The sequence below is a fragment of the Pseudomonas sp. GW821-FHT09A09 genome (assembly GCF_059418405.1).
In genome coordinates this window covers 1-25310 of the sequence record NZ_JBWKPU010000057.1, presented here as the reverse complement: position 1 = coordinate 25310, position 25310 = coordinate 1, and the positions used below count along the sequence as shown (strand labels likewise).

Sequence of the window (25310 nt, the reverse complement as noted above, 5' to 3'; positions counted from 1 at the left end):
CCCCCCCCCCCCCCCCCCCCCCCCCCCCCCCCCCCCCCCCCCCCCCCCCCCCCCCCCCCCCCCCCCCCCCCTGCTCCTACAGGTTCAGATGTTGGCGCGCAGAATGTTGTCCGGCAACGGCTCGCCGCGCTCGACACTGGCCGCAACGGCAGTGATCAAACCCTCCAACTCATAGCCCTGTGCTTTAAGCCACGCCTGATCGTAGTAGGTGGTGGCATACCGCTCGCCCCCATCACACAAGATCGCGACGATCGACCCTGACTCCCCTGCCGCTTTCATCTGTTGCGCAGCCACCAAAGCGCCAATCAGGTTAGTCCCGCTGCTGCCCCCGACCCGCCGACCCAAGCGCTCGGCCAGGTAATGCATGGCTGCCAGCGATAAAGCATCCGGCACCTTGACCATCGCGTCGATCACCTTAGGCAGAAACGACGCCTCAACCCGTGGCCGGCCAATGCCTTCGATGCGAGAACCGCAATCCAGGCGCAAGCTGGCGTCGCCGCTTTGGTAGAAGTCGAAGAACACGGAACGCTCGGCGTCCGCGCAGAGCACGCGGGTGCAATGCTGGCGGTAGCGTACGTAGCGCCCCAGGGTCGCGGTGGTGCCGCCCGTGCCCGGGCTGGAGATCAACCAACTCGGTTCGGGGTAATGTTCGAATCGCATCTGCTGGAAGATCGACTCGGCGATGTTGTTGTTCGCCCGCCAGTCGGTCGCCCGCTCGGCGTAGGTGAACTGGTCCATGAAGTGACCGCCACTTTCCTTGGCCAGGCGTTCGGATTCGGCGTAGATCTGTGTCGGGTCCAATACCAAGTGGCTCTTGCCACCGTAAAAAGCAATCTGGGCGATCTTTTCCTGGGACGTGGTGGCCGGCATCACGGCGATAAACGGCAGGCCAAGCAGGCGCGCAAAGTAGGCTTCCGAGATTGCCGTGGAGCCACTGGACGCCTCGATCACCGGCGCACCTGGCTTCAGCCAGCCGTTGCACAGCGCATACAGAAACAGCGAGCGGGCCAGCCGATGCTTGAGGCTGCCGGTGGGGTGGCTGGACTCATCCTTGAAGTACAACTCGATACCCGGCAACCCCGGCAATGGCAAAGGGATCAGATGCGTGTCGGCGCTACGCTGAAAGTCCGCTTCAATAATGCGAATGGCTTCGCGGGCCCAGGTACGTTGGTCGCTCATAAGGTGAGTCTCTAAGGATTTCATCCACAATCTTAGGGGGTTTCCTACACTGCACACAGATACAGTGACGACTCAATTGGACACACAATTGCTAGGCTTTGGCGCAACGCCTCCCCGGGCCATCGCTTATAACAAATAAGAATATAACTTTTGTTTTAACAACTAACGGTACGGGTTAGGGTACCCACCTATTGAACCTGGATTGGAGAGCATCCCGTGCCTCTGCGTAGCACTTTCACCCGTTTCTTCCAGCTGGAAGCCGCCAGCGGTCTGTTGTTGATCGCTGCTGCCGCCCTGGCGCTGATCATCAACAACTCTCCGTTGTCGCACCTCTACAACGCCTTCCTCGACGTACCGGTGGTGGCCCAGGTGGGCGCCCTGAAAATCGCCAAGCCCGCCCTGCTGTGGATCAACGACGGCCTGATGGCGTTGTTCTTCCTGCTGATCGGCCTGGAGGTCAAACGCGAGCTGCTCGACGGTCACCTGTCCAAGCCTTCGCAAGTGGTGCTGCCCGGTGCCGCAGCCATCGGCGGCATGGTGGTGCCGGCGCTGATCTACTGGGCACTGAACAAAGGCAACTCGGCCGCCCTGGCCGGCTGGGCGATCCCCATGGCCACGGACATCGCGTTCGCCCTGGGCGTACTGGCCCTGCTGGGCAAGCGCGTGCCGGTATCGCTGAAACTGTTCCTGATGACCCTGGCCATCATCGATGACCTGGGCGCGATCATCGTCATTGCCCTGTTCTATTCCACTGACCTGTCCGGCGCCTCCCTCGCCGGCGCGGCGGCGTGCCTGATTGCCTTGATCGCGATGAATCGCCTTGGTGTGATCAAGCTCGGCCCGTATCTGATCATCGGCCTGATCCTGTGGGTCTGCGTGCTCAAGAGTGGCGTGCACGCCACGCTGGCCGGCGTAACCCTGGCATTCTGCATCCCGATGCGCACCAAGAATGCCGAGCCTTCGCCGTTGTTGACCCTTGAACACGCCCTGCACCCCTGGGTGGCCTATGGCATCCTGCCGCTGTTCGCTTTTGCCAATGCCGGCGTCTCCCTGACCGGCGTCAGCCTGGACAGCTTCACCCACCACGTACCGATGGGCATCGCCGCCGGCCTGCTGATCGGCAAGACCGTCGGCGTGTTCGGCCTCACCTGGATAGCCGTGAAAACCGGCCTCTCCGCCCTGCCCTCGGGCGCCAACTGGGGCCAGGTCTTCGGCGTGGCGATCCTGTGTGGTATCGGCTTCACCATGAGCCTGTTCGTCGGCTCCCTGGCGTTTGTGCCGGGTGTCAGTGAGTTCGCCGGGGAAGACCGTATGGGCATCCTGACCGGTTCTATCCTGGCAGCGTGCATTGGGTATGCGGTCACGGCGATGGCGAGTCGCAAGAAAGCTTGAGCCTGCTCAGGAGCCGGACATCCGGCTCCTGAATTCCTCCAATTCCTTCCTGTCCCCCGGACGCGACCTACATCCCGACTTTTCTGGTTGCCATAACGTCATGAGCCCGACTAACCCGTCGGGCTTCGTTATCTAGCAAACACAATTCAGCCAAGCCCCATGGCCTGAAAACGGAAGAGTTCCAGGGAGGAAAAATAAAGATGCGATATCACGATCCAGATTTGGAACACGATGAGGCAGTACGTTATCTAGCAACATCGGACGTGAATAAAGTGACAGAAGCCCTGATATCCATTGGGCTTAATGAGCTGAATGGAGAGTGGGCGGAGCACACTTGCCTCCAGTTCATCGACCATCCTGACGATAGCTTTTCGGCAGCGGCTATCGTAGCGATCGGTCACATAGCACGTCGATTCGGCGCGGTAGACATGGCGAAAATCACACCAGCGTTCGAACGAGCAAGACGCAGATCCCCCTCGTTGTCGGCTGCAGTGAATAACGCCATGGACGACATAGAAATGTTCACCTGAGGCCCAAAACACCTCACACAAGAAACCTCAACCGCTCACCCGGTTGAGGTTTTTCTTTTTCCGCCCCCCAACATGAAACTTGCCCTCCCGCCCCCGCGCACCCTAAAGACTTCACGCTCACCGCCGACTAGCTGGTGTGGTGCCACGACTGTCCTGGCCCAGGACGCCCGCCCGCCCCTGCTCCTCAACGCGTTTTCAGCCCGAGCGTAAACCCCATGTTCCTGAGAAATATAAGAATCGCAGCCAGAGCCTTCATCGGCTTCGCCGCCATTGCGTCACTGAGTGTGTTTCTCGGCCTGTTTGCGCTCAAGCAGATCGGCGAAGTCCAGTCCCAGGCGGCCGACATCCAGAACAATTGGATGCAGCGCGTCAGGATCCTGGCCTTGGCCAACGCATCGCTCGACCGTTTCCGCCTGGGTGAAATGGCGCACATCCTGTCGTCCAGCGATGCCGACATGCAGACCTACGAAGACAAGTCCGCAGGTCGCCTCAAGGCGGTCAAGGAGCAGTTGACCCAGTACGCGGCGCTGTTGCGTACACCAGAGGAAAAATCACGGCTCGAGGTGTTCAACCAGAGCCTTGAGGCGTATGCGAAAAACCATACCGAAATGCTCAAGCGCTCGCGCTCAGGCGACAAGGCTGGTGCGCGGGACTTTCTCAACAGCATTCGAGAAAGCTATGAGCAGATGACCAAGAACTTCGACCAACTGATCGACCTTGCCAACAAGGGCGCAGAACAGGCCGGCATGACGTCCGTCGGCGCTTACCAGCATGCGGTGAGCGGTATCACGCTCGTGATCCTGTTGGTGAGTGGTGGCACGGTGCTGGTGGCCTGGTTGCTGACGCGCAGCATCACCGGCCCGATCAACGAAGCGGTGCAGGTGGCCGAGACCATTGCCAAGGGCGACCTGACCCAACCGATCACCCCCACGGGCAACGACGAAGCCACGCGTTTGCTCAGGGCCCAGGAGGTCATGCGCAACAACCTGGTGCAGACCCTGAGGCAGATTACCGGTTCGTCCAGCCAGCTGGCGGCGGCAGCCGAAGAGCTCAATGCCGTCACTGCCGAAGGTAGCCGTGACCTGCAGCAGCAACATGGCGAAATCGAACAGGCCGCCACTGCCGTCACCGAGATGACCACGGCGATCGAGGAAGTGGCGAGAAATGCGGCGTCCACCTCCGACCTGTCCCAGGAGTCGCGAAGCATTGCCTTGAAAGGCCAGCAGCGCATGGTCGAAGCGCTGAACGCAATCCAGGCGCTGACCCGTGGTGTTGAACTCAGCTCGGGCCAAGTGGGCGGCCTTGCCGAGCAGGCCAAGGGGATCGGCAAGGTCCTCGACGTGATCCGCACGATTGCCGAGCAAACCAACCTGCTGGCGCTGAACGCTGCCATCGAAGCCGCGCGCGCGGGCGATGCAGGCCGTGGGTTTGCCGTGGTGGCCGATGAGGTGCGCGCCCTGGCCCACCGCACCGCCCAGTCGACCCAGGAAATCGAACAGATGATCGGCAGCATCCAGACCAACACCGCCAGCACCGTCAACACCATGCTCGACAGCAGCACCATGACCGAGCAAACCCTGGCGCTGGCCGAACTGGCGCAGAAAGCGCTGGCAGATATCCTGGCGGCCAACGATGAGATCAATGACCGCAACCTGGTCATCACCACGGCAGCGGCTGAGCAAGCTGATGTGGCCCGGGCGGTTGACCGCAACTTGCTGAACATTCAGCAGTTGTCGGTTCAATCTGCGCAAGGCTCGACCCAAACGACGGCTGCGTCGCAGTCCCTGGCAAGCCTGGCCCATGAGTTGAACACCTTGGTGAAGCACTTCCAGATCTGAGGACAGCCTGAGAAACCAAAAAGCCGTCTCGGTTTAAACCGAGACGGCTCCACTTCTTAGACCTTAAAGGTCATCGAAGCTGTCCCGCAGGAACACCCACACGTGGTACACACGCAAGGCGTTCACTACGAGGTTCCACGTACGTCGTGCAAACTTCGACATACTCGGCCCTCCTGATGTTGGACCTTACCTCCAGCGTACTTACCGGAACATGCGCGCCTTCGGATGCTGTCATCGCGTCCTTTGAGGTGGCTGGGTTGATGGGCCACCCGCATCAATCCGGCACGGATTACTAGCCCGTGGCGGTTGGTCCGAAAACTTCGGCGTTGACCCGGTCAATCTGCAAAGTGACAAACGTGGAACGGCGTTGATACTAACGGGGCGCAGAGCCAAAGGTGTGACCAAGCGCTGTTGAATGCAGTGAATTGCGCTTAAAGTTTATTACCGTCTTTTGCAGAAAAATCCGGCAAAGGAAATCTCATAAATCATGCTCACCTCCCCTCGATGAGCCTTGCGTAACACTTTAAGCAGCATTAGTATCTCGCCCATGTCATCGCGTCCTGTGAGTATGCAAGCCCAACCAGAACTGGGATTGCAATAAAGAACCGCCCTACTAAGGCGGTTTTTTATTGCCTGCATTTTTAGTCCATACGAAAGCGCTTTCACTTCAACTCTAATGCTCAGCCAACCTTGCCCCACGTAATAAAAAAAACCCCAACCAGTCACCTGGTTGGGGGTTTTGTGTTTCTACAACCGACGCTTAGCGAGTCACGCGGCTGGTGCCGTTAACGGTCATGATGCGAACGCGGTCACCAATGCGGAAGATCTCGTTCTCTTCAACCGCTTGCACGTAGGCGCGCATGCTGCCGTCGTCTTCGCGAACGGTGATTTCAACGCCTTGGGTGCGGGTCAGGCCTTCTTCGGTGGCCGAGCCCAGCAGGCCGCCAGCGACGGCGCCGATCACGGCAGTGACAATGCTGCCACGACCGCCGCCGATGGCGCTGCCGCCAACGCCGCCGATGACTGCGCCAGCAGCGCCGCCGATTGGGGTCTTGGTGCCTTCGATTTTCACCGGACGCAGGGATTCAATGGTACCCATGCGAACGGTCTGTACACGACGCGCTTCGTCACGGGAGTACGAGTCGCCGGTCAGACTCGAGGCGCAGCCACCCAACAGCAACGACAGGGTGGTAAAGCAGGCAACTAGTAAAACGGACTTACGCATAGCATCAACTCCAAAGGACAGGTATTCATTAGACGCTGCGGCTTGGCGCCTGTCACGGCAAGCACGGCAGAAAATTGCTTTCATTCAGCCCTAGTACAGACTGCCCTTACCAGAAAACTCGACGAACGGTAGTACTCTCCTTGTACCAAGAAGTGTCACGCATACGCTTGCCGGTGGAGTTGTCCGCAATCAACAACCCGAAGCCTCTTGATAGAGACGCCGGGCCTGCGGACATTATTCAGGTGAGGTGACGAAAGGTGAGGCTCAGGGCGCCAGGCGCTCGCGTGTCCACTCGCCCGCTTGCAGGCGATAGTTCAGGCGGTCATGCAGGCGGCTGGCGCGGCCTTGCCAGAACTCGATGCGCTCAGGCAGCAAACGGTAGCCGCCCCAATGCTCGGGGCAATCGGGCTGGGTATCACTGAAACGCTGCTCGGTTGCCTTGAGCAAGTCCTGCAGTTCTTCACGGTCACGGATGACCTTGCTCTGCGGCGACGCCCAGGCCCCCAGGCGGCTGCCCAAGGGACGCACCTGGTAATACGCGTCCGACTCTTCAGGCGTGACCTTGACCACCCGCCCCTCGATACGCACCTGGCGCTCCAGGGTCGGCCAGAAGAAAGTCATGGCCGCGAAGGGCCGTGCCGCGAGCTGTTCACCCTTGGCACTCTGATAGTTGGTGAAGAAGGTAAAGCCCTGCGCATCCAGCCCCTTGAGCAACAGGATGCGACAGTGCGGGCGACCTTCGGGGTCGACCGTCGCCAGGGTCATGGCATTGGCTTCCACCGGTGGCTGCTCGGTTTTCACCGCATCGGCAAACCACTGGTGGAACAACGCAAACGGTTCATCCGGGGCCTGGGCCTCGCTCAAACCGTCCCGTGTGTAGTCACGGCGCATATCAGCCAGTGCCTGGGTCATGCGACTTTATCCTTGTGCTTCAACAGATCAGTTTTTCGCCTGGTCGTTCGCAGCCGGTGCAGCAGCCTTGGCTGGAGCCGGTTTCTTCGCGGCGGGTTTGGCCGGCGCTTTTTTGGCGGCAGGCTTGGCAGCGGCTTTCTTGGCCGGAGCCTTTTTCGCGGGAGCCGCTTTCTTCGCAGCGGGAGCCGGAACCGGCGCTGGCGCCGTTTGTACCGCGACCATTTCAGCCACTGGCGGTTTGCCCGAGCTGTATTTGTTCAGCAGGGCAAGCATCGTAGTGCGCTGGGTGAACAGGATTTCCATGCGACGGTTCAGTGCGCGGCCCTGGGTGCTGTCGTTGGCCGCACGCGGCATCAGGTCACCCATGCCACGCAGCATCAGGCGATCCTGCTTCAAGCCGCTAAGGCTGAAAATCGACGCGATGGACTGCGCACGCTCCTTGGTCAGGGCTTGACTCACCGGCTCCGCGCCATTGGTGTCGACGTGACCCAGAACCAGTACGGCGGTTTTCGGGTCGCCTTCAACGGCCTTGGCTACACGAGTGAACGGGCCCAGGGTCACCGGCAGCAACATCGCCGGGCGTTTCGGGTTGTAGGAACCATCCACCGGGGCGATCACGACCAGTACGTTTTCGCGGCGCTCCAATTGCAGGTTGCTGTCCTTGATGGCAGCACGCAGGCGCGGCTCGTAGTCGTCCAGCCAGGCTTGGGTGATTTTCGGATCAGGCATTGGCACGTTGGTCACATCGACCTTGGCCAGTGGCTTTGGCTTGCTTTCGAACGGCCACCACCAGTGGGTCTCGGTGTCGGTCTTGGCAACCTCCGGCGCGGCGGCTGGCGACGGCGCTGGAGTCGCAGCCTTGAGGTCGGCTTTCAGGTCAGCCTTGGCGTCGGCCGCCTTGTCGTCGGCGCTCTTGGAGGAGAACGGCCACCAGCTGGAGCCGGTATCCGCCTTGGCGACGGGGGCTGGCGCGGCGGCTGCAGGAGCCGGTGCGGCAGCGGCAGCGACAGGCGCAGCAGGCTTGGCGCCAGCAGCCGGCTTGGCATCCGGCTTGGCGTCGGTTTGGGTCACTGCGTCCTTGGTAGCAGCCTTATCAGATCCAAATGACCACCAATGCCCACCTTCGGCATCATTTTGTGGAGTTTGTGCGCAGCCAGTAATAGTGAGGCACAGCGCCAGTGCCAAGGACTTGTTCGATAACATGAGATATCCACAAAATGAGAAAAAACCAGGGGGTCTGGATGACCCGTTAAACAGACGCTTACTGAACATTAAAGTTACATCATTTCGCTCAGCGTCTTCTTATAGTTGCCTTTGTAACAAAAAAACGTGAAACAGCAAGGGGTTTACAGACAACCGGCCAATATTCCGACCAACTTCTGTGCACGTGGGTCCATAAGTACATAAGGCCCCAGTGTATTAGTCACAAAACCAAACGCTACATCATGTTCAGGGTCGGCAAAACCGACCGAACCGCCCGCCCCGGGATGGCCAAACGCACGCGGGCCAAGGCCGAAGGTGGCATTGGGCAATTGCGGTTGATCCAACATGCAGCCAAGGCCGAAACGGGTTTGGGTCAATAAGGTTTTATCCGGCCCCATACTGTGTTCGCGGGTCAATTGTTCGAGCATGTCGCTTTCCAGCAAACTACCGTCCAACAAACCGCTATAAAAACCGGCCAGGCTGCGGGCATTACCGTGACCATTTGCCGCTGGCTGCTGCATGCGCCGCCATTCGGGTTTATTAGTGCTCGTCAGAATAGACGGTGGATTGGCAAATGCCCGCGTAGTCATGGCCGTGGGCTCGCGCATCATTACTTGAAGTAACCGTTGAGCCGCCTCATCACCCATATTGCCTTTGCTGCGCGCTATATGTGCAACACGATGAAACTCTTCGTCCGCCAGCCCCACGTGGAAGTCCAGCCCCAAGGGCCGCGCCACTCGCGCCACGATGGACTCCCCCGGGCCCCGCCCGTCGGCACGGCGCAGCAATTCGCCCACCAGCCAGCCATAGGTGATGGCCTCGTAACCATGGCCTTCTCCGGGCGTCCACCACGGGGCCTCGGCCGCCAGGGTGTCGACCATCAGTTGCCAGTCGTACAGGGCTTCGGTGGGCAGCATTTCGCGGATCGCCGGCAACCCGGCCTGGTGGCAGAGCAGCTGGCGCAGGGTGATGGCCTCTTTGCCCGCCGCTGCAAACTCCGGCCAGTAGTTGGCCACGGGCGCGTCCAGTTGCAGCTTGCCTTCGGCCACCAATTGCAGGGCCGTAACGGCAGTAAAGGTCTTGGTGCAGGAGAACAGGTTGACGATGGTGTCGCTGTGCCAGGCCTCGGCCCCGTCCTTGTCGGCGGTACCGGCCCACAGGTCGACGACGGTTTCGCCACCGATCTGGATACACAACCCGGCACCACGTTCCTGTGGGTCATCGAACAACGCGGCGAATCCTTCGCGCACCGCTTCGAACTGGAGCTCGTAATGACCCTGAATCTGCACCTAAGCCCCCTCGGAAAATACCGTAAAAAGTGGCCGCCATTGTTCCAGCCCTTGTGGGTTTTGTGAACCCGTCAACGCTCAATCAATGGCCATTTCCAGAGTGCCCACCGGCATGCCCGGCGCCCTGCCCCGGGCCTTTGCCGTCATGCCCGGCCTGCTTGCCCTCGGCCTCACGCGCAGCGTTGGCCGCCTTGGCCTTTTCGGCCTCTTTGCCCAACTGGTCGACGGCCGCCAGGTTGCTCTTGCGCACGCTGTCGACAAAGCCCTGGAAAGGTACATCAGTGATCCCCACCAGACCGAAATGACCGTTCTCACCGTCCAGCAGGCGCCCCGTAACCGGCTGGTCCAGATACTGGAACCAATGCACGCCGACAATCGACGGTTCCGCCATGGCCTGCTTGAGGAAATTAGCGTACGCCGCGCCACGGTCTTCTTCCCTGGCCAGTTGCGTCACACCGCCCCAGAACGGCCCACGGTCCGCAGAGCCAAAGTTGAATTCGGTGATCAACACCGGCTTGTCCAGCACGCGCAGGGCGGCGAAGTCATAACCGTCCTGGGGTTTGAGGGTGTACATGTTGAAACTCAGCACGTCGCAGTACTGCGCGCAGGACGCCACGGCCTCCGGCGTGCTCACCGCATAACGCCCGCCCAGCAACAGTTGGTTAGGCGCATGCCATTTGAGCGAGTCGGAGATGGTCTTGAAATACGCATCGGCGAAGGTCTTCTGGAAATACTTGAAGTCAGCCTCGATTTCCGGGTGTTCGGGGTTCGGCATCGGCGGCTCGAAACCTGGGTCTTCCATCAGTTCCCAGCCTGCGAGGTGAATGCCCCAGGCTTTCGAAAGGCCTTCTTCATTGCGGTATTTGTCGCGCAATTGCTTGAGGAACGCGCGCTTGGCCGGCACGTCGGTGGTCATGCGCAATGTGCCGTAGGCCAAGGCGTAGCGCGATTTTGGATCGCCACCCGGACCGGCCCAGGCCAGCTCGTTGTCGGCGAAGTAGCCGATCAGCCACGGGTCGTCACGGTGATCGCGGGCCGCAATGGCCACGGCACGTTCGGTGGCCATGGCGAAGCGCGGGTCGAACGGGTCGGGCATGCCACCCCACCAGTCGGTGCCGGTGCTGATGCTGGCGTAATCGCCCACGATCGACAGCGGCAAGGTGTAGGGCACGCGATCAGCGGTGGCCAGGCTTTCGTCGCTCCAGTTACCCACGGTGTTGAAACCCCAGGCTTGCAGGCGGTCGAGGGTGTGGCTCACCCAGCGTTTCTGGTCGAAACCTTCGGTGCCGTAGGTGCGTTCCAGGTTGGCGCCGTAGAAGTCATACCAACGCCCGGCGCCAAAACTGCGACCCTCGCCTGCGCCGTTGCCGGTGCGGTTGTCGGCGCTGCCGTAATACTTGTCGAAGGGCTCACCGGCCTTGGGCAAGGCTGCAAACATCCACTCGCGCCCGGCGACGTAGGTCTGATTGTTATCCGGGGCGACGGTGTTGACGCCCAACGAGTAGAACGGATGGCCCAGCGGGGTTACCAGGTACCAGCGGCCGTCGCGCTTCTCGGTGCGGAAAAACCCACTGGCCTCGAACGCCGGGCCTTTGTTCCAGCCGCCGTATTGATCCAGTGAAGATTTATCCCGCTCTGCCAGCCACCCCTTGAGCTGTTGTTGCTCCTTGGCGGCAGCGGCCTTGAGTTGGTCGTCGCTGCTGACCTTTTCCGGCCAGCGCGCGCGGGTGGACTGGCCATAGGCATCCACCAGTTCGCTGTAGGCGGCCTTGATCACCGGCTCGCTGTCCTGCACGCCAAAGCGCTCCAGCAAAATGCTCTGGGCGGCGTTGGGTTTGATCATCGAGAGGGTTACCGACACCACCTGGCTGCGGTCGATCTCCCCCGCACTGCTGGCCAGCAATACGCGCTGGCCGTCCACGGTGATAGGCATCGGCGGGCCGGCCTTCATGCCCTGGCTCAACGGTGAGTTGGCCTGCAGCGGAACCAGCAGGGTCTGCGCCGGGCCGGCAGGCAGGTCGATGCGGCTGACCAGGGTCTTGCCATCAGCGCTCTGCACCTTGACGTAGAGGGTCAGCGCCCAATCCATGGCACTTTGAATGCGCAGGCTCATCGCTCCGGATTGGGACCAGTCCCACGCGCCGCTTTGCGGGCTGAGGACCAGGCTCGGCTCGGCAGCCGGGTTGAACGTGATGCGGCGCAGCACTTCGCCTTCGGGGGTTTGTTCGGCGTTGTACTGCGGCAGGCTGGCGTCCTGGGTCGCCACCTTGACCACATCGGCAGGCCGGACGAAGTTGAACAGCGTTTGTTGCCCTGCGGGCGCGGCCATCAACGGCGCAGTGAACAGCAGGGCAAACAGGGCGGGCAGCGTGCGAATCATACGAACAAGGTTCTCCCAATCGGCCGGTGAATGGCCTGATGACATAAATCGATAGCAGTGAGATAGACCACGAAGTGGGCGAATTCGCCCACGGTGGCTTAAGAAATTTCGCGCCTGAACGGCGGCAAGGCATTCAGGATAGCCTTGCCATAGCGCTGGGTGACCAAACGGCGGTCGAGCAAGGTGATGGTGCCCCGGTCCTGTTCGGTCCGTAGCAAGCGGCCGCAGGCCTGCACCAGCTTCAGGGACGCATCCGGCACCGAGATTTCCATGAACGGGTTGCCGCCCCGCGCTTCGATCCATTCGGCCAGTGCGGCCTCGACCGGATCATCCGGCACCGAGAACGGGATCTTGGCGATCACCACGTGTTCGCAGTAGGCACCAGGCAAGTCCACGCCTTCGGCGAAACTGGCAAGGCCAAACAGCACGCTGGAATCGCCGCCATCCACCCGCGCCTTGTGCTTGTTCAGGGTTTCCTGTTTGGACAGGTTGCCCTGGATAAACACCTGCTTGCGCCAGTCACGGTCGAGGCCGTCGAACACGTCCTGCATCTGTTTGCGCGACGAGAACAGCACCAGAGTACCTTTGGAGCCCTCCACCAGGTCTGGCAGGTCGCGGATGATCGCAGCCGTGTGGGCCGCCGCATCCCGAGGGTCAGCCTTGAGGTCCGGCACCCGCAACACACCCGCGTCGGCGTGATGGAACGGGCTCGGCACCACGGCGGTAACCGCCTTTTTCGGCAGGCCGGCGCGCATGCGGAAGCGGTCGAAGGTGCCCAGGGCGGTCAGGGTGGCCGAGGTCACCAGGCAACCGTAGGCCACGTTCCACAGGTTGCGGCGCAGCATTTCAGCGGCCAGGATCGGGCTGGCATTGACCTCGATGTCAAACAGCGCGCCGCTTTCCGACAGGGTCAGCCAACGCGCCATGGGCGGGTTGTCTTCCGGGTCTTCGACGGTGAAGGCGGTCCACAGCTCCCAGTTACCCTGGGAACGGGACAACAGGCTGCCGAACAACGGGTACCACTCTTCAGCCTGGTTGCTGGCGATACCGATGTTGACCTCGCCATCCATGCCTTCCTTGAGCAGGTCGGTCAGCCGTGTGAACAAGTCGGTCAGGCGCGAAAAGCCCTTCTTCAACTCGATGCCCATTTCACGCATGTGCTCGGGGATCAGCCCGCCGACGAAGCGGTGACGCGGCCGCTCACGGCCCTCCACGTCTTCGCCGGGCTTGAAGTCGGCCACCTGCTCACAGGCGCTGAACATGAATTGCTGCTGGGTCTTGATCTCCCGCGCCAACTCCGGCACTTGTTCGATCAGCTTGCCCAGGTCGCCGGGCAGAGGGTGCTGGGCGAGCAACTTGGTGAGGTTCTTGGCGGTGGTCTCCAGCCAGTCGGCGGTAGAGCGCAGGCGGGTGTAGTGGGCGAAGTGGCCGATGGCCTTGTCTGGCAGGTGGTGCCCTTCGTCGAATACATAGAGGGTGTCGCGTGGGTCCGGCAAGACGGCGCCGCCGCCCAGGGCCAGGTCGGCCAGCACCATGTCGTGGTTGGTGACGATCACGTCGACCTTGCCCATGCCTTCGCGGGCCTTGTAGAACGCGCACTGGCCGAAGTTGGGGCAATGGCGGTTGGTGCACTGGCTGTGGTCGGTCGTCAGGCGCGCCCAGTCGGAATCTTCGAGGGCGGTGGGCCAGCTGTCGCGGTCGCCGTCCCATTTGTTGCCGGCCAGTTTCTCGATCATGCTGGTAAACAGCTTCTGGCTGGCTTCATCTACCTCGATCTTGAAGCCTTCTTCTTCGAACAACTGGGCGGTGGCGGTTTGCGCGTGGCCTTCCTGCAGCAATACGTCGAGCTTGGACAGGCACATGTAGCGGCCACGGCCCTTGGCCAGGGCAAAGGTGAAGTTCAGGCCGCTGTTGCGCATGAGGTCAGGCAGGTCTTTGTAGACGATCTGCTCTTGCAGGGCGACGGTGGCGGTGGCAATCACCAAGCGCTTGCCGGCCGCCTTGGCGGTCGGGATCGCGGCCAGGCTGTAGGCCACGGTCTTGCCGGTACCGGTGCCGGCCTCGACGGCCACGACCGCAGGCTCACCCTCGCGGCGACCTTCGTCGTCGGTGTCGATATCCCCGAGGACCTTGGCCACTTCGGCGATCATCAGGCGTTGGCCGTAGCGCGGTTTCAAGCTCTTGGCTTCGAGAAAACGCGAATAGGCGCCCTGGATCGTGGTTTTGAGTTCAGTGCTGATCATGAATAGTCGGGCGCTAAAAACGCTGGATAAATTTTCAGTGGTTCGGATCGGCGGCTATCATACCCCGCTAATGAATCCCGCGCAGAACGGAGTACCACAATGACCGTGTTTAGCCTCGCCTACACCCTGCATGTATTAGCCGCCCTGGTCTGGGTCGGCGGCATGTTTTTCGCCTGGATGATCCTGCGCCCCGCCGCTGTGGCGGCACTTGAGGGCCCTGCCCGACTCAAGCTGTGGGCAAATGTGTTTCAACGTTTTTTCGTATGGGTGTGGATCGCCGTGGCCATTTTGCCGATCAGCGGCATTGGCTTGCTGCAATTGCGCTTCAGCGGGTTTGAGACGGCGCCGCGCTATGTGCAGGTGATGATGGGCTTGTACCTGGTGATGACGGCGCTGTTTATCCGGATCCAGGCGCTGAAATTCCCGGAGTTGCGCGCGGCGGTGGCGGCGGAGGATTGGCCGGCCGGGGCTGCGGTGTTGGGTCAGATCCGCAAGCTGGTGGGGATTAATTTGATCGTGGGGTTGGTGGTGGTGGCGATTGCTTCGGCTCGGCCGATGTTCTGAGGCGATCTTGAGAGGGCTATCGCCGCCAAGCCGGCTCCTACAGTTGATCGTCTATAACCCGTAGGAGCCGGCTTGCCAGCGATGGCGTCTTTACAGGCGCTGAATAGTCACAGCCCCCGCAGGCCCGGCCGGCCCCGGCTGCCCTTCCAAACCTGGACGGCCCTTTTCACCGCCATCGGCACGGTACACCAGGCAACCTTTGGACTGGCCACCACGACCTGGCTTGCCTGCTGTGCCCGCCAAACCGCCCGCACCGCCATCGACCCAGACCTTGATGTGTTCGGCCGGGAAATCCTGCGGCAACTCGACCCGCACCTGCGCGCCTGCTGCACCGGGCAAGCCGTCGCCACCGTTATCGCCATTGGCGCCGCGGCCGGCCGAACCCCAGGTGCAACCCGGATCCACGCCATTGGCGCCATCCAGGCCGGCATAACCCTGGGCACCGGCACCGCCGCGGGCATCCACCGACAACTCATCAGCCGTCAGCGCATTGATGCGCAAGGTCAGGTCGCGTCCCGCCTTGGCCGGGCGTTCGTGGGTGCCGGGGGCGCCACGCGAGGTGATTTGGCTGCCGTGGTCCAGTTGCGCATGGCGTACCTGCAATTGCAGGCCGGTATTGCCCGGTGCGATGGCGATACGTGCTTCACGCCCCAGGTGCAGTTCATCCACCGTGACCTGGCTGATCGTCGCCGGAATCAGCAAGGTGCCGTAATCGGCGACGTCCAGGCGTTCCAGTTGCAACACGCTGGTACTGCTGGGCAAGCGCATCAGCGAGTTGCTTTCAACACTGACGGTCTGCGCCAGGGCAATGGGGCTGACCAACAGGGCCAACAGAAAAACCTTACGCATGATTGGCCTCCTTGTTCGTTTCATTAACCGCCGCAGGCGCCGACAGGCCCTGCACGTGGAACATACCCACCAGCAGAATCTGCAAGCGGTCACGCCAGGGATGGGCACGGTGTTTCACGCTGCTGTTGAACAACAGCAACTCCAGCAAATGGGTGAGGAACAACAGACTGCCGGCCAGGCTGACCAACAGGTGGAACGGACTGGCCAGCGGTCGCACTATATTGACCACTACCACGACCCAGAACAGCAACGTCAAAAACTTCCCCAGCCCCCAAAACACCTTCATCCCGCATGCCCCCTTGCCTATTATTCTTTGGGCGCACAGTACCGACTTCTACAGGCGATTTGCCAGTGAAGGATGAAAAAACTTGATAAAGGGCAGGTATGCCGGCTGTTTCGGCGAGGATCGCCAGCAATGCCCCTGTGACTGGCACAGGGGCAAGGGCTGTCAGCGGTTGATCTGGATTTCCACGCGGCGGTTCAACGCACGCCCTTCAGCGGTTTTATTGTCGGCCACCGGATGGCTTTCGCCGGCACCGGTTACCGAGACAAAGTTGCTGCGAGGCACGCCGGCACCGATCAAGTAGTCAGTGACCGAGTGTGCGCGTTTTTCCGAGAGTTTCTGGTTGTAGGCGTCTTTACCGACGCTGTCAGTGTGCCCGCTGACCCGCAGTTGCGCGCTTGGGGCCTCTTTTTTCAGGCGGGTCGCGATGGTGTCGAGCTTGGTTTTGTCCGCAGCGGTCAACTTGGCCGAATCGAACTGGAAGTGCACATCGCGGATCACGATGGTTTCTTCTTTAACCACCACCACTTCCTCGACCACCGCTGGCGGCGCCACAGGAGGGCAACCATTGGCATCGACCTGCACGCCTTTTGGCGTACCCGGGCACTTGTCGCGGCTGTCCGGCACACCATCGCCGTCTTCATCGCCATCGCCGTGCACCCAGCAATAGGCGCCAGCCATGCCACCGATCAGCAGCGCGCCGTAGCCCGCGTAGGCTGAACTTTCAGTGGCGCCGATCGCCGCGCCCGTCACACCACCTACGGCGGCGCAGGTGGGCCAGTCGGTTTTCTGCAAGCCTGCGCAACCTGTCAATACTCCGGTTAGCAGAACCAAGGGTAGAGCTGTCCGCATGATGCTCATCTGTTTTCTCCTGAGGGGATCGGCGGGGGCCGATGGGTGGAGTAAAGACGGCTCTTTTCATCTGCGCCACTACGCCGCGCCCCTGTATTCATTGAGGATCGTCGCACTCGTAGGACTTTTCGCCGCCACCCGCTCTAGGCCCGCACGCTCAGCCGCGCTAGTCTCTACGGTCCTGATGTGAGGATCTGTGATGACCGCCGGTATTTCTTCCCGTACACCCCAGCAAGCCTTGGCTGCCTTGCTCGATCTGCACCAGCCCAAACGCCTGTTGCTGTTGGGTGCCAGCCAGTTTCCGGCGCTGGACGCCTTCCAGGCCGAGCACCCCGACACCGTCGTCGCCATCGCGCCGCCCGGGCCGTTGCCTGAAGCGCTGGCGGCGCAACGTTTTGACCTGGCGCTGGTGGTCGACTGCCTGGAGCACCTGTCAAAACCGCAAGGCCTGACCCTGCTCGGTGGCGTGCGTAACCTCAATGCCAGCCGTATTGCCGCGCTGGTCGACCTGAACGCTTGCGGCTGGAAGGAAACCGACTTCTTCTCCCTGGCCCTGCAGGCCGGCGAGCGTTTCCAGCGCGATGAGCAGGTTCTGACGCTGTTTACCTATGATCTGCTTGACTATAAACAGGTGCCGGACTGGCTCAACGCCCGTTTCTGGGCCAACCCGGAAAACTTCGGAAAGTATTGGTGGTAACCCCGATGAGTACATCCATTTGCCCCTGCGGCAGTGGCAACCTGCTGGATGCCTGCTGCGGCCACTATCACGCCGGCCACCCCGCGCCCTGCGCCACCGCCCTGATGCGTTCGCGCTACAGCGCCTATGTGCTGGGCCTGGTGGACTATCTGGTGGCAACCACCTTGCCGGCGCAACAGGCTGGCCTGGACCGCGCAGCCATCGGCGCCTGGAGTGCACAAAGCACCTGGCTGGGCCTTGAGGTGGAAAGCTCCGAGGTGTTCGGCGGCCAGCCCGAACATGCGTTCGTAACCTTTACCGCCCGCTGGCACGACAGCACCGGTGAACATAGCCACCGCGAGCAGTCCTCTTTCGTACAGAATGATGGGCGCTGGTACTTCATCGACCCCACCGTCGAGGTCAAGGCAGGGCGCAACGATGCGTGCCTGTGCGGCAGTGGCCAGAAATTCAAGAAGTGCTGCTCCAGCTACCTCTAAGCCCTCTGACAGGAAAAACGCCATGCTCCGGATCTACAGCTTGATGCTGGCGTTGACACTGGGCCTGACCGGCTGCGCCTCGTGGTTCGAAGACGATACGCCGGCGCCCCATGTGTCCCTGGTCAAAGTCGAAGTGGTGCGGGCCAAGCTGCTGGAGCAGAAGTTCAAGCTGTACTTTCGCGTGGACAACCGCGACGACGCCGACCTGACGGTGCGCGGCCTGATCTACAAGGTCACCCTGGACGATTTTGTGCTGACCGAAGGCGAGTCCAATGAATGGCTCACCGTGCCGCCGCGCAGCCACGCGTTCTTCCGGGTGTCGGTGCGTACCAACCTGTGGCCGCAGATACGCGACGTGGTGCAGATGCTGAAAAATCCCACCCAGCCCGTGCCCTATCGCCTGGAGGGAGAGCTGAAAACCGGATTATTCATCGGTAATGACGTGCAGGTGTCCCACAATGGCGAGATAATCCCCGGCGATTTTATTCCGGAGCGACATCGATGACTCAGCAACCCCATGTCCATGGTCCTGACTGCAACCACGATCACGATCACCATGATCACGACCACCATGATCACGACCACGGCCATGTCCACGGCCCGAACTGCGGCCACGCTCACCAGGAGCCGGTGCGCAACGCCTTGAAGGACGTTGGCCGCAACGACCCTTGCCCTTGCGGCAGCGCGAAGAAATTCAAGAAGTGCCACGGGGCGTGATGCCCTGACTCAGGCTGTGTGGGAGCTGGCTCGCCTGCGATGGCATCAACTGGGTGTGCCTGGTGTACCGAGGTGTCTGCATCGCAGGCAAGCCAGCTCCCACATGGATGGTGTTACAGGTTCAGGGCTTGCGCTGGAACTGCAACGCCACTTCCAGCCCCCCGCCTTCCCGATTGCTCAAGCTCAACCGCCCGTCATGCGCCCGCGCAATCGTATGGGCAATGCTCAGCCCCAACCCATACCCGCCCGTCTCGGCATTACGTGAGCCCTCTACCCGGTAAAACGGCTCCATCACCTGTTCCAGCTGTTCCTGGGGAATCCCCGGGCCTCGGTCGCTGATAACGATCTTCAGGCTGTCTGTCTGGTCCTCGACCTGCACCACCACTTCACAGCCATAACGCACTGCGTTTTCCAGCAAGTTCTGCACGCAGCGTTTGAGGCTGCGGGCGTATCCCGGCAACGGGTGTCTGGCCCGGCCCACGATCGTCACGCTTTGCCCCACATCCTCAAGATCAGCCTGCAGGCTTTGCAACAAGGCGTTGATGTCAATGTTCTGCCGCGTCTCATTGATTTCGCCGCTGCTGACAAAATCCAGGGTGCTGGAGACCATGTGCTCCATTTCTTCCAGATCGCTGCGAAACCGCTCCTTGGTGCGGGTGTCTTCCAGCATCTCGGTGCGCAGGCGCAGGCGTGTGATCGGTGAGCGCAAGTCGTGGGAAATCGCCGCGAGAAAACGCGTGCGTTCGGCGATGTTGACGATCAAGCGTTGCTGCATCGCATTGAAGGCCTGCGCCGCGCGGCGGACTTCGGTGGGGCCGTCTACCGACAGCGGCGGGCGCTGGATATCACGCCCCAACGCCTCGGCCGCCTTGGCCAGGGCATTGAGCGGGCGGATCGCCAGGCGTACAGCCACCAGGGCGATCACCACCAGCACCAACACCCGCAGCAAATAGATGCGCATCACATAGTCGAACAGCAGGTCCAGCGGCGACGTGCTGGTCCAGCCCTGCTCTTCACTGGCATCCACCTGCAACCAGCGCCCATCGGGCAAGCGCAGGTCAATCAGGAATTGCCCCACCACCGGCTTGGAGCCAAGCAGGGTCGACAGCCCGGCGGTTTGCCCTTCGCCATCCACCAGGGACAGGCGCAACAGGATCAGGGTCTGGGCGTAGCCGGTTTTCTCCGACAGCACCTTTTTGATCAGGCGCTCGGTGGGTCGGTCGCTGTCGGTGAGGGTGCTGGGCGTGCTGCTGGCCTGGTCGCTCACGGTGAGGCGAAAGTGCGGCGTGTTGAGCAGTTTGATCAACTGGTCCGCCTGCTGCGGATCGCTGTGCACCAGGCGCACCACGTCGGCCAGGCGCGTCGCGATCAGCCGCGCGGGAATTTCCAGCACCTGGCCATGACGACGGTCGTACCAGATGCTGCTGGTCAGGGCCTGGGCCGCGAGCATGCCGCTGACCAGGATCAGCACCAGCCGCCCGAACAGCGAACGCGGCAGCAGTCTCACGAGCCCAGCACCACATCATCGGCGGTGAGCATGTAACCCTCATTGCGCACAGTCTTGATCAGCCCGGCCGGCAGTTGGGAACGCAGGCGGCTGACGCACACGTCGATGGAGCGGTCGAACGGCGTGCTGTCCTTGTCGAACACGTGGTTGAGCAAAAAGTCGCGACTCAACGGGCGGTTGGGGTGCTGCAACAACAGGCGCAGCACGCGGTAGTCCGAATTGCCCAGGCTGACCACTACACCGTCCGGGGTGAGCAGTTGACGCGCCCGTGTGTCGAGCTGCCAGCCGGCGAAACGGATGCTCGGTGCTTCATCCAGCCGCGCCCGGTCCGGAAAACTCTGCACCCGGCGCAGCACCACCTTGATGCGTACCAGCAACTCACGCGGGTCGAAGGGTTTGGGCAGGTAGTCGTCGGCACCGATCTCCAGGCCGACGATGCGGTCGATCAACGAGCCCTTGGCCGTGAGCATCACCACCGGCGTGTTGGAACTCACCCGCAGTTCACGGCACAGGCTCAAGCCGTCTTCGCCGGGCAGCATCAGGTCGAGCACGATCAGGTCGATCACATTGAGCGCCAGGCGGCGGCGCATTTCCTTGCCGTCGGCGGCGGTGGACACCTGGAAGCCGGCGTCGCTCAGGTAGTCGCAGAGCAGTTGGCGAATTTGCGGGTCGTCATCGACGATCAACAAGTGGTCTTGCTTGGCCATGGGCAGTCGGTCCGAAAACTCAAAACGCAGGAGATAGCCGAAAGTTCAGCCAGCAGTACGCGCAAATGTAATGGAATGTTGTGGGAAACGATAATCACGCATCAGCGATACAAACCCAGGGCATGGCAGGGGAAATCGCTCTTTAGACTACCGAACCTAAATGAGAGTAATTGTAATTTAGACTCGGAACTTGCCTATGTCACTGCCCACACCTCGCAGCCACACGCTGCACACCACCCTGGCGCCGATGTTCGGCCTGCTGGCTGCCGGCAGCGTTGCCCCGACGGCCTGGGCCGATGCGCCCGCTGCTGCGACCAACGACTCGGTACTGAGCCTGCCGGAAATCAAGGTGGATGGCGAAGCCACTTCCACCTTCAAGGTCGACCGGGTGACCTCGGCCAAGATCAGCCAGCCACTGCTGGATGCACCGCAAAGCGTGACCATCGTGCCGCAGCAGGTGCTCAAGGAGCAGAATGCGCAGACCTTGCAGGAAGTGCTGCGCAACGTGCCAGGCATTACCTTCATGTCGGGCGAAGGCAACCTGGGCTGGGGCGACCTGTTTTCGATCCGCGGCTTCTCGTCCGAACAAAGCCTGACCGTCGATGGCGTGCGCGATGCGGGCATGTCCACGCGCACCGACACCTTCAACCTGCAACAGGCTGAAGTGTTCAAGGGCACCGGGTCGATTGAATCCGGGGTGTCCGCGGTGGGCGGCAGCGTCAACCTGGTGAGCAAAGAAGCGCACCTGGGCGACGCCAATAAAGTCTCGGCCGGGATCGGCACCGACAGCTACCGCCGCCTCACCGCCGACCTGAACAAACAGATCAACGACACCACCGCCGTGCGCCTCAACCTGATGAAGCACTACAACGGGGTGGCCGAGCGCGACGACGTGGACTACGACCGCTGGGGCATCGCGACTTCCTTTGGTTTTGGCTTGGGCACCGACACACGGTTCTTCGTCGACACCTTCTATCAGAAAGACACCAACACCCCGGACGGCGGCGTGCCGATCCAACGTGGCACCAACGGCGACCGCATGCCGGGCGTGAAGCGCTCGAACTGGTACGGCGACTCCAGCCTCTACACCCAGCAGAACGAAACCACCTCGCTGACCGCCCGTTTCGAACATGATTTCGACTGGAACGAAGCCAACCTGCGCAACCAGACCCGCTGGGAACGCAGCGACAACTTCGCCGTGCTCTCCCCGGCGCGCTTCTTTGCCGCCAATGCCAACGGCCAGAAAACCTGTTCCGGCACGCGCTGTGCGACCTTGGGCTACACCGGTGTAGGCCCGATCAGCCAAGTGCCGGGTAGCACGGTCAATGCCTACACCGACTATGTGAACAACAGCAACACGGCCTACGGCATCCTGCGGGGCAGCGATTTCGGTTTGTCCAAGCGCTACACCATCCTGGACAACCAGACCGACTTCAGCTTCAAGTTCAACACCGGCAGCCTGCAACACGCGGTGGTGTCAGGTCTTGAGTTCTACCACGAGACCTACGGCGGCCTGAAACGCAACGCCGAAGTGCCGGCCGGCAACATGTTCTTCGACATGAGCGACCCAAGCCACAGCTTCGCCAGCACCTATGTGACCAAGGGTGAAGGCGACCCGCGCTCGGTGATCGACAACGCCGGCATTTATGCAGGTGACACGGTCACCCTCAACGAGCAGTGGCAAGTGCTCGGCTCGCTGCGCTACGACAACTGGCACGCCCAGACCACCCAACGTGGCCAGGCAGATATCAGCAGCACCGACGGCGCCGTCAGCGGTCGCGTCGGCGCGGTGTACAAGCCGTTGCCCAACGGCAGCATCTATGTGTCCTACAGCGAAGCGGCGCAACCGTCGGCATTGGGTGCGTCCACCAACAACCAGATCTACGGTTCGGCCACCACCAGCAACTACAGCCCTGCCAAGTCCAAGACCTATGAAATGGGCACCAAGTGGGACATTGCCCACGACATGCTCAACGTGACGGCGGCGATCTTCCGCACCGAACTGGACAACGCCTGGGAATACCAGGACGGCGAGTCCGCCCCGGTCCGCGCCCTGCCTGCCAAGCGCGTGGATGGCGTGGAACTGGGCCTGCAAGGCAACATCACGCCGCGCTGGACCGCCTACACCGGGTTCTCGGCGCTCAAGAGCACCCAGACCAAAGGCATCAACAAAGGCGCCGAAGCCAAGAACGTGCCCGACCTGACCGCCAACCTCTGGACCACCTACGCCGTCACCGACGCCCTGAGCCTCAGCTACGGCGAGCAATACGTAGGTCGCCGTCGCTACAGCGACAACAAATACGTCGGCGGCTTGAACAACAACAGCAGCTACGCCAACGGCCCGTCCGGGGTGAATGCCATTTATGTACGCGACAACGAAAAGGCCCCCGGCTACTGGCTGAGCAACGTGGCGGCGCAATACAAGGTGAACAAAGACACCACGGTCAACCTTAACCTCAACAACGTATTCAATAAGTTCTATTACAGCCAGGTCGGCGCGTCCCTCGACGGCTTCCAGCTGTACGGCATCCCCGGCGCCGGGCGCACCCTCACTGCCAGCGTCGACTATGAGTTCTGACCGGTGCTGATCGAAATCCCGGGGCTGCTCAGCCCCCGTGAAGTCGAGACCATCGTGGCGGCCTTGCTCGATCAGCCCTGGGTAGACGGCAAGGTGACCGCCGGGCAGCGCTCGGCCCTGGCGAAAAACAACCGGCAGTTGCCGGAAGATTCGCCGACGGCCATCCGCGTGGGTGAGCAGATTCTGGCGCGGCTGTCGGACAACGCGCTGTTCATGTCCGCCGCCCTGCCCAAGCGCATCTACCCGCCGCTGTTCAACCGCTACAGCGGCGGCGAGGCCTTCGACTGGCATATCGACAATGCCATTCGCGGCCTCAAGGGCGTGCGCGAACGGGTGCGCACCGACATCTCCGCCACGTTGTTCCTGGCCGACCCGGCCAGCTACGACGGTGGCGAACTGGTGATCCGCGACACCTTCGGTGAACACGCGGTGAAGCTGCCCGCCGGCCACCTGCTGATCTACCCCGGCAGCAGTCTGCACAAGATCAACCCCGTCACCCGTGGTGAGCGCCTGGCCAGTTTCTTCTGGATCGAAAGCCTGGTGCGCGAAGACAACCAGCGCCAACTGCTGCTGGACATGGACGTGGCGATCCAGACCCTCACCGCGCAACACGCCGACCACCACGCGCTGCTGCAACTGAGCGGCGCTTATCACAACCTGCTGCGGCGCTGGAGCGATGTCTGATGCGCCGCCTTCACCTGGAGTCCTTGCCATGTTGAAACCCCGAAACGCGCTCAAGCTCGGCGTGCTGTTCGCCGCGCTGGTCCTGGGCCATGCCGAAACCGCCGCCGCCCATGAAGTCACCGACGTGCTGGGCCGCAAGGTCGAAGTGACCGACAACGTCAAGCGTGTGGTCCTCGGCGAAGGCCGGCTGATTTCCGCCTTTGCCTTGCTCGACAAGGAGGCGCCGTTTCAGCGCATCGTCGGTTGGCAGAACGACTTGAAGCTGCTGGACCAGCACACCTACAACGCCTACGTGGCGAAATTCCCCACGGTGAAAGACATCCCGCTGATCGGCCAGGCGTCGGAGCAAAGCGTCAGCGCCGAGGAAATCCTTTCGCTCAAACCTGACCTGGCGGTGTTCAGCATTTCCGGCCACGGCCCCACCGAACACAGCCCGGTCGCCGATGTGCTGGCCAAGGCGGGCATCCCGGTGTTGTTCGTCGACTTCCGCATCAACCCGGTGCAGGGCACCCACACCAGCATGACCGCGCTGGGTGACGCGCTGGGCCGTGAAGCCCAGGCCAAGGCGTTCCTGGACTTCTATGACCAGCACATTAAGGTCATCACCGACGCCGTCGCCACCTTGCCTGCGGGCCCGCGCCCGAGCGTGTTCCTCGAACTGCTGGCCGGTGCCTGGCAGGCGCCGGGGCACACCACCGGCAAGAGCGGCATGGGTGAAGTGATCAAGCTGGTGGGCGGGCGCAACATCGCCGCCGATGTGGTGCCGGGTGCGCTGGGGGACATCAGTGTCGAGTACGCGTTGAAGGCTGATCCGGATGTTTACGTCGCCACGGGTAACCACAAGCCGGGGCTGATCCTGGGCGCTGGTGTGAGCACCGACGAAGCACGTGAAGCGTTTGACCGGGTGCTGGCTCGTCCGGAATTCGCCAACCTGCGTGCGATCCGCGCAGGCAATGCCCACGGCCTGTGGCATGACTTCTACAACTCGCCGTACAACCTGCTGGCCATCGAGTCGTTGGCTAAATGGGTCCACCCGGAGTTGTTCGCCAAGCTGGACCCGCAGGCGACCATGGAAGCAATTAACCAACAATTCCTTGGCATGCCGTTACAGGGTGCCTATTGGATCGACGCTAAATCCAAGTAACCCCGTACCTTGTAGGAGCCCGGCTTGCCGGCGATGGCGATCTTTCAGGCGCCATCGCCGG

23 protein-coding genes are annotated in these 25310 nt (G+C 61.7%); 11 read left to right on the top strand and 12 right to left on the bottom strand.

Translation table 11 applies throughout. The features are described 5' to 3' along the window. Positions 1–84 precede the first annotated feature (84 nt). A complete protein-coding gene (locus AC07OV_RS29280) occupies positions 85–1179 on the bottom strand; it encodes a PLP-dependent cysteine synthase family protein (RefSeq protein ID WP_494999026.1) in 1095 nt (364 codons plus the stop codon). A 216-nt stretch (positions 1180–1395) separates the two neighbouring features. Between AC07OV_RS29280 and nhaA the strand changes: the two genes are divergently transcribed. The 3 genes from nhaA (at position 1396) to AC07OV_RS29265 (ending at position 4939) form a co-directional block, all read left to right on the top strand. Then, positions 1396–2571 carry a Na+/H+ antiporter NhaA gene (nhaA, locus tag AC07OV_RS29275; RefSeq protein WP_176994742.1) on the top strand — a complete coding sequence of 392 codons (1176 nt, stop codon included), beginning with the start codon at positions 1396–1398 and terminating at the stop codon, positions 2569–2571. A 200-nt stretch (positions 2572–2771) separates the two neighbouring features. Beyond that, on the top strand, positions 2772–3101 hold the full coding sequence (locus tag AC07OV_RS29270) for a hypothetical protein (RefSeq protein ID WP_218172532.1): 330 nt from the start codon (positions 2772–2774) through the stop codon (positions 3099–3101). A 215-nt stretch (positions 3102–3316) separates the two neighbouring features. After that, the gene (locus tag AC07OV_RS29265) at positions 3317–4939 is read left to right on the top strand and encodes a methyl-accepting chemotaxis protein (RefSeq protein ID WP_495093528.1); all 1623 of its coding nucleotides are present in this window, start codon (positions 3317–3319) and stop codon (positions 4937–4939) included. 760 nt (positions 4940–5699) lie between these two features. Here AC07OV_RS29265 and AC07OV_RS29260 read toward each other — a convergent pair. From AC07OV_RS29260 to dinG, 6 genes are all read right to left on the bottom strand, one after another. Beyond that, positions 5700–6164 (bottom strand): outer membrane lipoprotein, encoded by a 465-nt coding sequence (locus AC07OV_RS29260; protein ID WP_056857494.1) that lies wholly within the window; start codon positions 6162–6164, stop codon positions 5700–5702. Positions 6165–6428: 264 nt separating this feature from the next. After that, positions 6429–7076, bottom strand: a complete 648-nt coding sequence (gene pdxH / locus AC07OV_RS29255; RefSeq protein WP_176994740.1) for a pyridoxamine 5'-phosphate oxidase — start codon at positions 7074–7076, stop codon at positions 6429–6431. Between the two features lie 27 nt (positions 7077–7103). Next, on the bottom strand, positions 7104–8279 hold the full coding sequence (locus tag AC07OV_RS29250; RefSeq protein WP_176994739.1) for an OmpA family protein: 1176 nt from the start codon (positions 8277–8279) through the stop codon (positions 7104–7106). Between the two features lie 143 nt (positions 8280–8422). Then, entirely contained in the window at positions 8423–9568 is a 1146-nt protein-coding gene (locus tag AC07OV_RS29245; RefSeq protein ID WP_176994738.1) for a serine hydrolase domain-containing protein, read from the bottom strand. Positions 9569–9650: 82 nt separating this feature from the next. Next, positions 9651–11948, bottom strand: coding sequence for a beta-galactosidase (locus AC07OV_RS29240; protein ID WP_494999022.1), 2298 nt, complete (start codon positions 11946–11948; stop codon positions 9651–9653). A gap of 98 nt (positions 11949–12046) precedes the next feature. Beyond that, positions 12047–14191: an ATP-dependent DNA helicase DinG gene (gene dinG, locus AC07OV_RS29235; protein WP_176994736.1), complete on the bottom strand. Its 2145-nt coding sequence runs from the start codon at positions 14189–14191 to the stop codon at positions 12047–12049. 99 nt (positions 14192–14290) lie between these two features. Between dinG and AC07OV_RS29230 the strand changes: the two genes are divergently transcribed. Further along, positions 14291–14755 (top strand): CopD family protein, encoded by a 465-nt coding sequence (locus tag AC07OV_RS29230; RefSeq protein ID WP_176994735.1) that lies wholly within the window; start codon positions 14291–14293, stop codon positions 14753–14755. A gap of 90 nt (positions 14756–14845) precedes the next feature. Here the strand turns inward: AC07OV_RS29230 and AC07OV_RS29225 are convergent, their stop codons facing one another. The 3 genes from AC07OV_RS29225 to AC07OV_RS29215 all read right to left on the bottom strand — a co-directional run bounded on the left by AC07OV_RS29225 (position 14846) and on the right by AC07OV_RS29215 (position 16748). Beyond that, complete coding sequence (locus AC07OV_RS29225) at positions 14846–15604, bottom strand: collagen-like protein (RefSeq protein WP_176994734.1); 759 nt, start codon at positions 15602–15604, stop codon at positions 14846–14848. Next, on the bottom strand, positions 15597–15890 hold the full coding sequence (locus AC07OV_RS29220; RefSeq protein WP_176994733.1) for a DUF1145 domain-containing protein: 294 nt from the start codon (positions 15888–15890) through the stop codon (positions 15597–15599). Before AC07OV_RS29220 ends, AC07OV_RS29225 begins: the two co-directional genes overlap by 8 nt. 162 nt (positions 15891–16052) lie before the next feature. Further along, a complete protein-coding gene (locus AC07OV_RS29215) occupies positions 16053–16748 on the bottom strand; it encodes a PA1041 family peptidoglycan-binding anchor lipoprotein (RefSeq protein WP_176994732.1) in 696 nt (231 codons plus the stop codon). Between the two features lie 190 nt (positions 16749–16938). On the opposite strand from AC07OV_RS29215, the gene AC07OV_RS29210 reads away from it, so the two are divergent. The 4 genes from AC07OV_RS29210 to AC07OV_RS29195 are packed head-to-tail and all read left to right on the top strand — an operon-like array spanning position 16939 to position 18629. Next, positions 16939–17436 carry a DUF6231 family protein gene (locus AC07OV_RS29210; RefSeq protein WP_176994731.1) on the top strand — a complete coding sequence of 166 codons (498 nt, stop codon included), beginning with the start codon at positions 16939–16941 and terminating at the stop codon, positions 17434–17436. 5 nt (positions 17437–17441) lie between these two features. Further along, complete coding sequence (locus AC07OV_RS29205) at positions 17442–17912, top strand: YchJ family protein (protein WP_176994730.1); 471 nt, start codon at positions 17442–17444, stop codon at positions 17910–17912. A 22-nt stretch (positions 17913–17934) separates the two neighbouring features. After that, a complete protein-coding gene (locus AC07OV_RS29200) occupies positions 17935–18417 on the top strand; it encodes an LEA/WHy family protein (RefSeq protein WP_176994729.1) in 483 nt (160 codons plus the stop codon). Continuing rightward, positions 18414–18629 carry an SEC-C metal-binding domain-containing protein gene (locus AC07OV_RS29195; RefSeq protein WP_495093527.1) on the top strand — a complete coding sequence of 72 codons (216 nt, stop codon included), beginning with the start codon at positions 18414–18416 and terminating at the stop codon, positions 18627–18629. The genes AC07OV_RS29200 and AC07OV_RS29195 overlap by 4 nt, the downstream gene beginning before the upstream one ends. A gap of 121 nt (positions 18630–18750) precedes the next feature. Here AC07OV_RS29195 and AC07OV_RS29190 read toward each other — a convergent pair whose 3' ends face one another. Next, complete coding sequence (locus tag AC07OV_RS29190) at positions 18751–20136, bottom strand: ATP-binding protein (RefSeq protein ID WP_495093526.1); 1386 nt, start codon at positions 20134–20136, stop codon at positions 18751–18753. Further along, positions 20133–20843, bottom strand: a complete 711-nt coding sequence (locus AC07OV_RS29185; RefSeq protein ID WP_494999019.1) for a response regulator — start codon at positions 20841–20843, stop codon at positions 20133–20135. Before AC07OV_RS29185 ends, AC07OV_RS29190 begins: the two co-directional genes overlap by 4 nt. Before the next feature lie 196 nt (positions 20844–21039). Between AC07OV_RS29185 and AC07OV_RS29180 the strand changes: the two genes are divergently transcribed. The 3 genes from AC07OV_RS29180 to AC07OV_RS29170 are packed head-to-tail and all read left to right on the top strand — an operon-like array spanning position 21040 to position 25249. After that, on the top strand, positions 21040–23421 hold the full coding sequence (locus tag AC07OV_RS29180; RefSeq protein WP_495093525.1) for a TonB-dependent receptor: 2382 nt from the start codon (positions 21040–21042) through the stop codon (positions 23419–23421). Positions 23422–23424: 3 nt separating this feature from the next. After that, on the top strand, positions 23425–24105 hold the full coding sequence (locus AC07OV_RS29175) for a Fe2+-dependent dioxygenase (protein ID WP_494999017.1): 681 nt from the start codon (positions 23425–23427) through the stop codon (positions 24103–24105). A 28-nt stretch (positions 24106–24133) separates the two neighbouring features. Then, the gene (locus AC07OV_RS29170) at positions 24134–25249 is read left to right on the top strand and encodes an ABC transporter substrate-binding protein (RefSeq protein WP_494999016.1); all 1116 of its coding nucleotides are present in this window, start codon (positions 24134–24136) and stop codon (positions 25247–25249) included. Positions 25250–25310 lie beyond the last annotated feature (61 nt).

Coding starts and splice junctions, on each gene's coding strand:
- AC07OV_RS29280 (WP_494999026.1), bottom strand. CDS start 1,179: ATGAGCGACCAACGTACCTGGGCCCGCGAAGCCATTCGCATTATTGAA.
- AC07OV_RS29270 (WP_218172532.1), top strand. CDS start 2,772: ATGCGATATCACGATCCAGATTTGGAACACGATGAGGCAGTACGTTAT.
- AC07OV_RS29265 (WP_495093528.1), top strand. CDS start 3,317: ATGTTCCTGAGAAATATAAGAATCGCAGCCAGAGCCTTCATCGGCTTC.
- AC07OV_RS29260 (WP_056857494.1), bottom strand. CDS start 6,164: ATGCGTAAGTCCGTTTTACTAGTTGCCTGCTTTACCACCCTGTCGTTG.
- pdxH (WP_176994740.1), bottom strand. CDS start 7,076: ATGACCCAGGCACTGGCTGATATGCGCCGTGACTACACACGGGACGGT.
- AC07OV_RS29250 (WP_176994739.1), bottom strand. CDS start 8,279: ATGTTATCGAACAAGTCCTTGGCACTGGCGCTGTGCCTCACTATTACT.
- AC07OV_RS29240 (WP_494999022.1), bottom strand. CDS start 11,948: ATGATTCGCACGCTGCCCGCCCTGTTTGCCCTGCTGTTCACTGCGCCG.
- dinG (WP_176994736.1), bottom strand. CDS start 14,191: ATGATCAGCACTGAACTCAAAACCACGATCCAGGGCGCCTATTCGCGT.
- AC07OV_RS29230 (WP_176994735.1), top strand. CDS start 14,291: ATGACCGTGTTTAGCCTCGCCTACACCCTGCATGTATTAGCCGCCCTG.
- AC07OV_RS29225 (WP_176994734.1), bottom strand. CDS start 15,604: ATGCGTAAGGTTTTTCTGTTGGCCCTGTTGGTCAGCCCCATTGCCCTG.
- AC07OV_RS29220 (WP_176994733.1), bottom strand. CDS start 15,890: ATGAAGGTGTTTTGGGGGCTGGGGAAGTTTTTGACGTTGCTGTTCTGG.
- AC07OV_RS29215 (WP_176994732.1), bottom strand. CDS start 16,748: ATGAGCATCATGCGGACAGCTCTACCCTTGGTTCTGCTAACCGGAGTA.
- AC07OV_RS29210 (WP_176994731.1), top strand. CDS start 16,939: ATGACCGCCGGTATTTCTTCCCGTACACCCCAGCAAGCCTTGGCTGCC.
- AC07OV_RS29205 (WP_176994730.1), top strand. CDS start 17,442: ATGAGTACATCCATTTGCCCCTGCGGCAGTGGCAACCTGCTGGATGCC.
- AC07OV_RS29200 (WP_176994729.1), top strand. CDS start 17,935: ATGCTCCGGATCTACAGCTTGATGCTGGCGTTGACACTGGGCCTGACC.
- AC07OV_RS29195 (WP_495093527.1), top strand. CDS start 18,414: ATGACTCAGCAACCCCATGTCCATGGTCCTGACTGCAACCACGATCAC.
- AC07OV_RS29185 (WP_494999019.1), bottom strand. CDS start 20,843: ATGGCCAAGCAAGACCACTTGTTGATCGTCGATGACGACCCGCAAATT.
- AC07OV_RS29180 (WP_495093525.1), top strand. CDS start 21,040: ATGTCACTGCCCACACCTCGCAGCCACACGCTGCACACCACCCTGGCG.
- AC07OV_RS29170 (WP_494999016.1), top strand. CDS start 24,134: ATGTTGAAACCCCGAAACGCGCTCAAGCTCGGCGTGCTGTTCGCCGCG.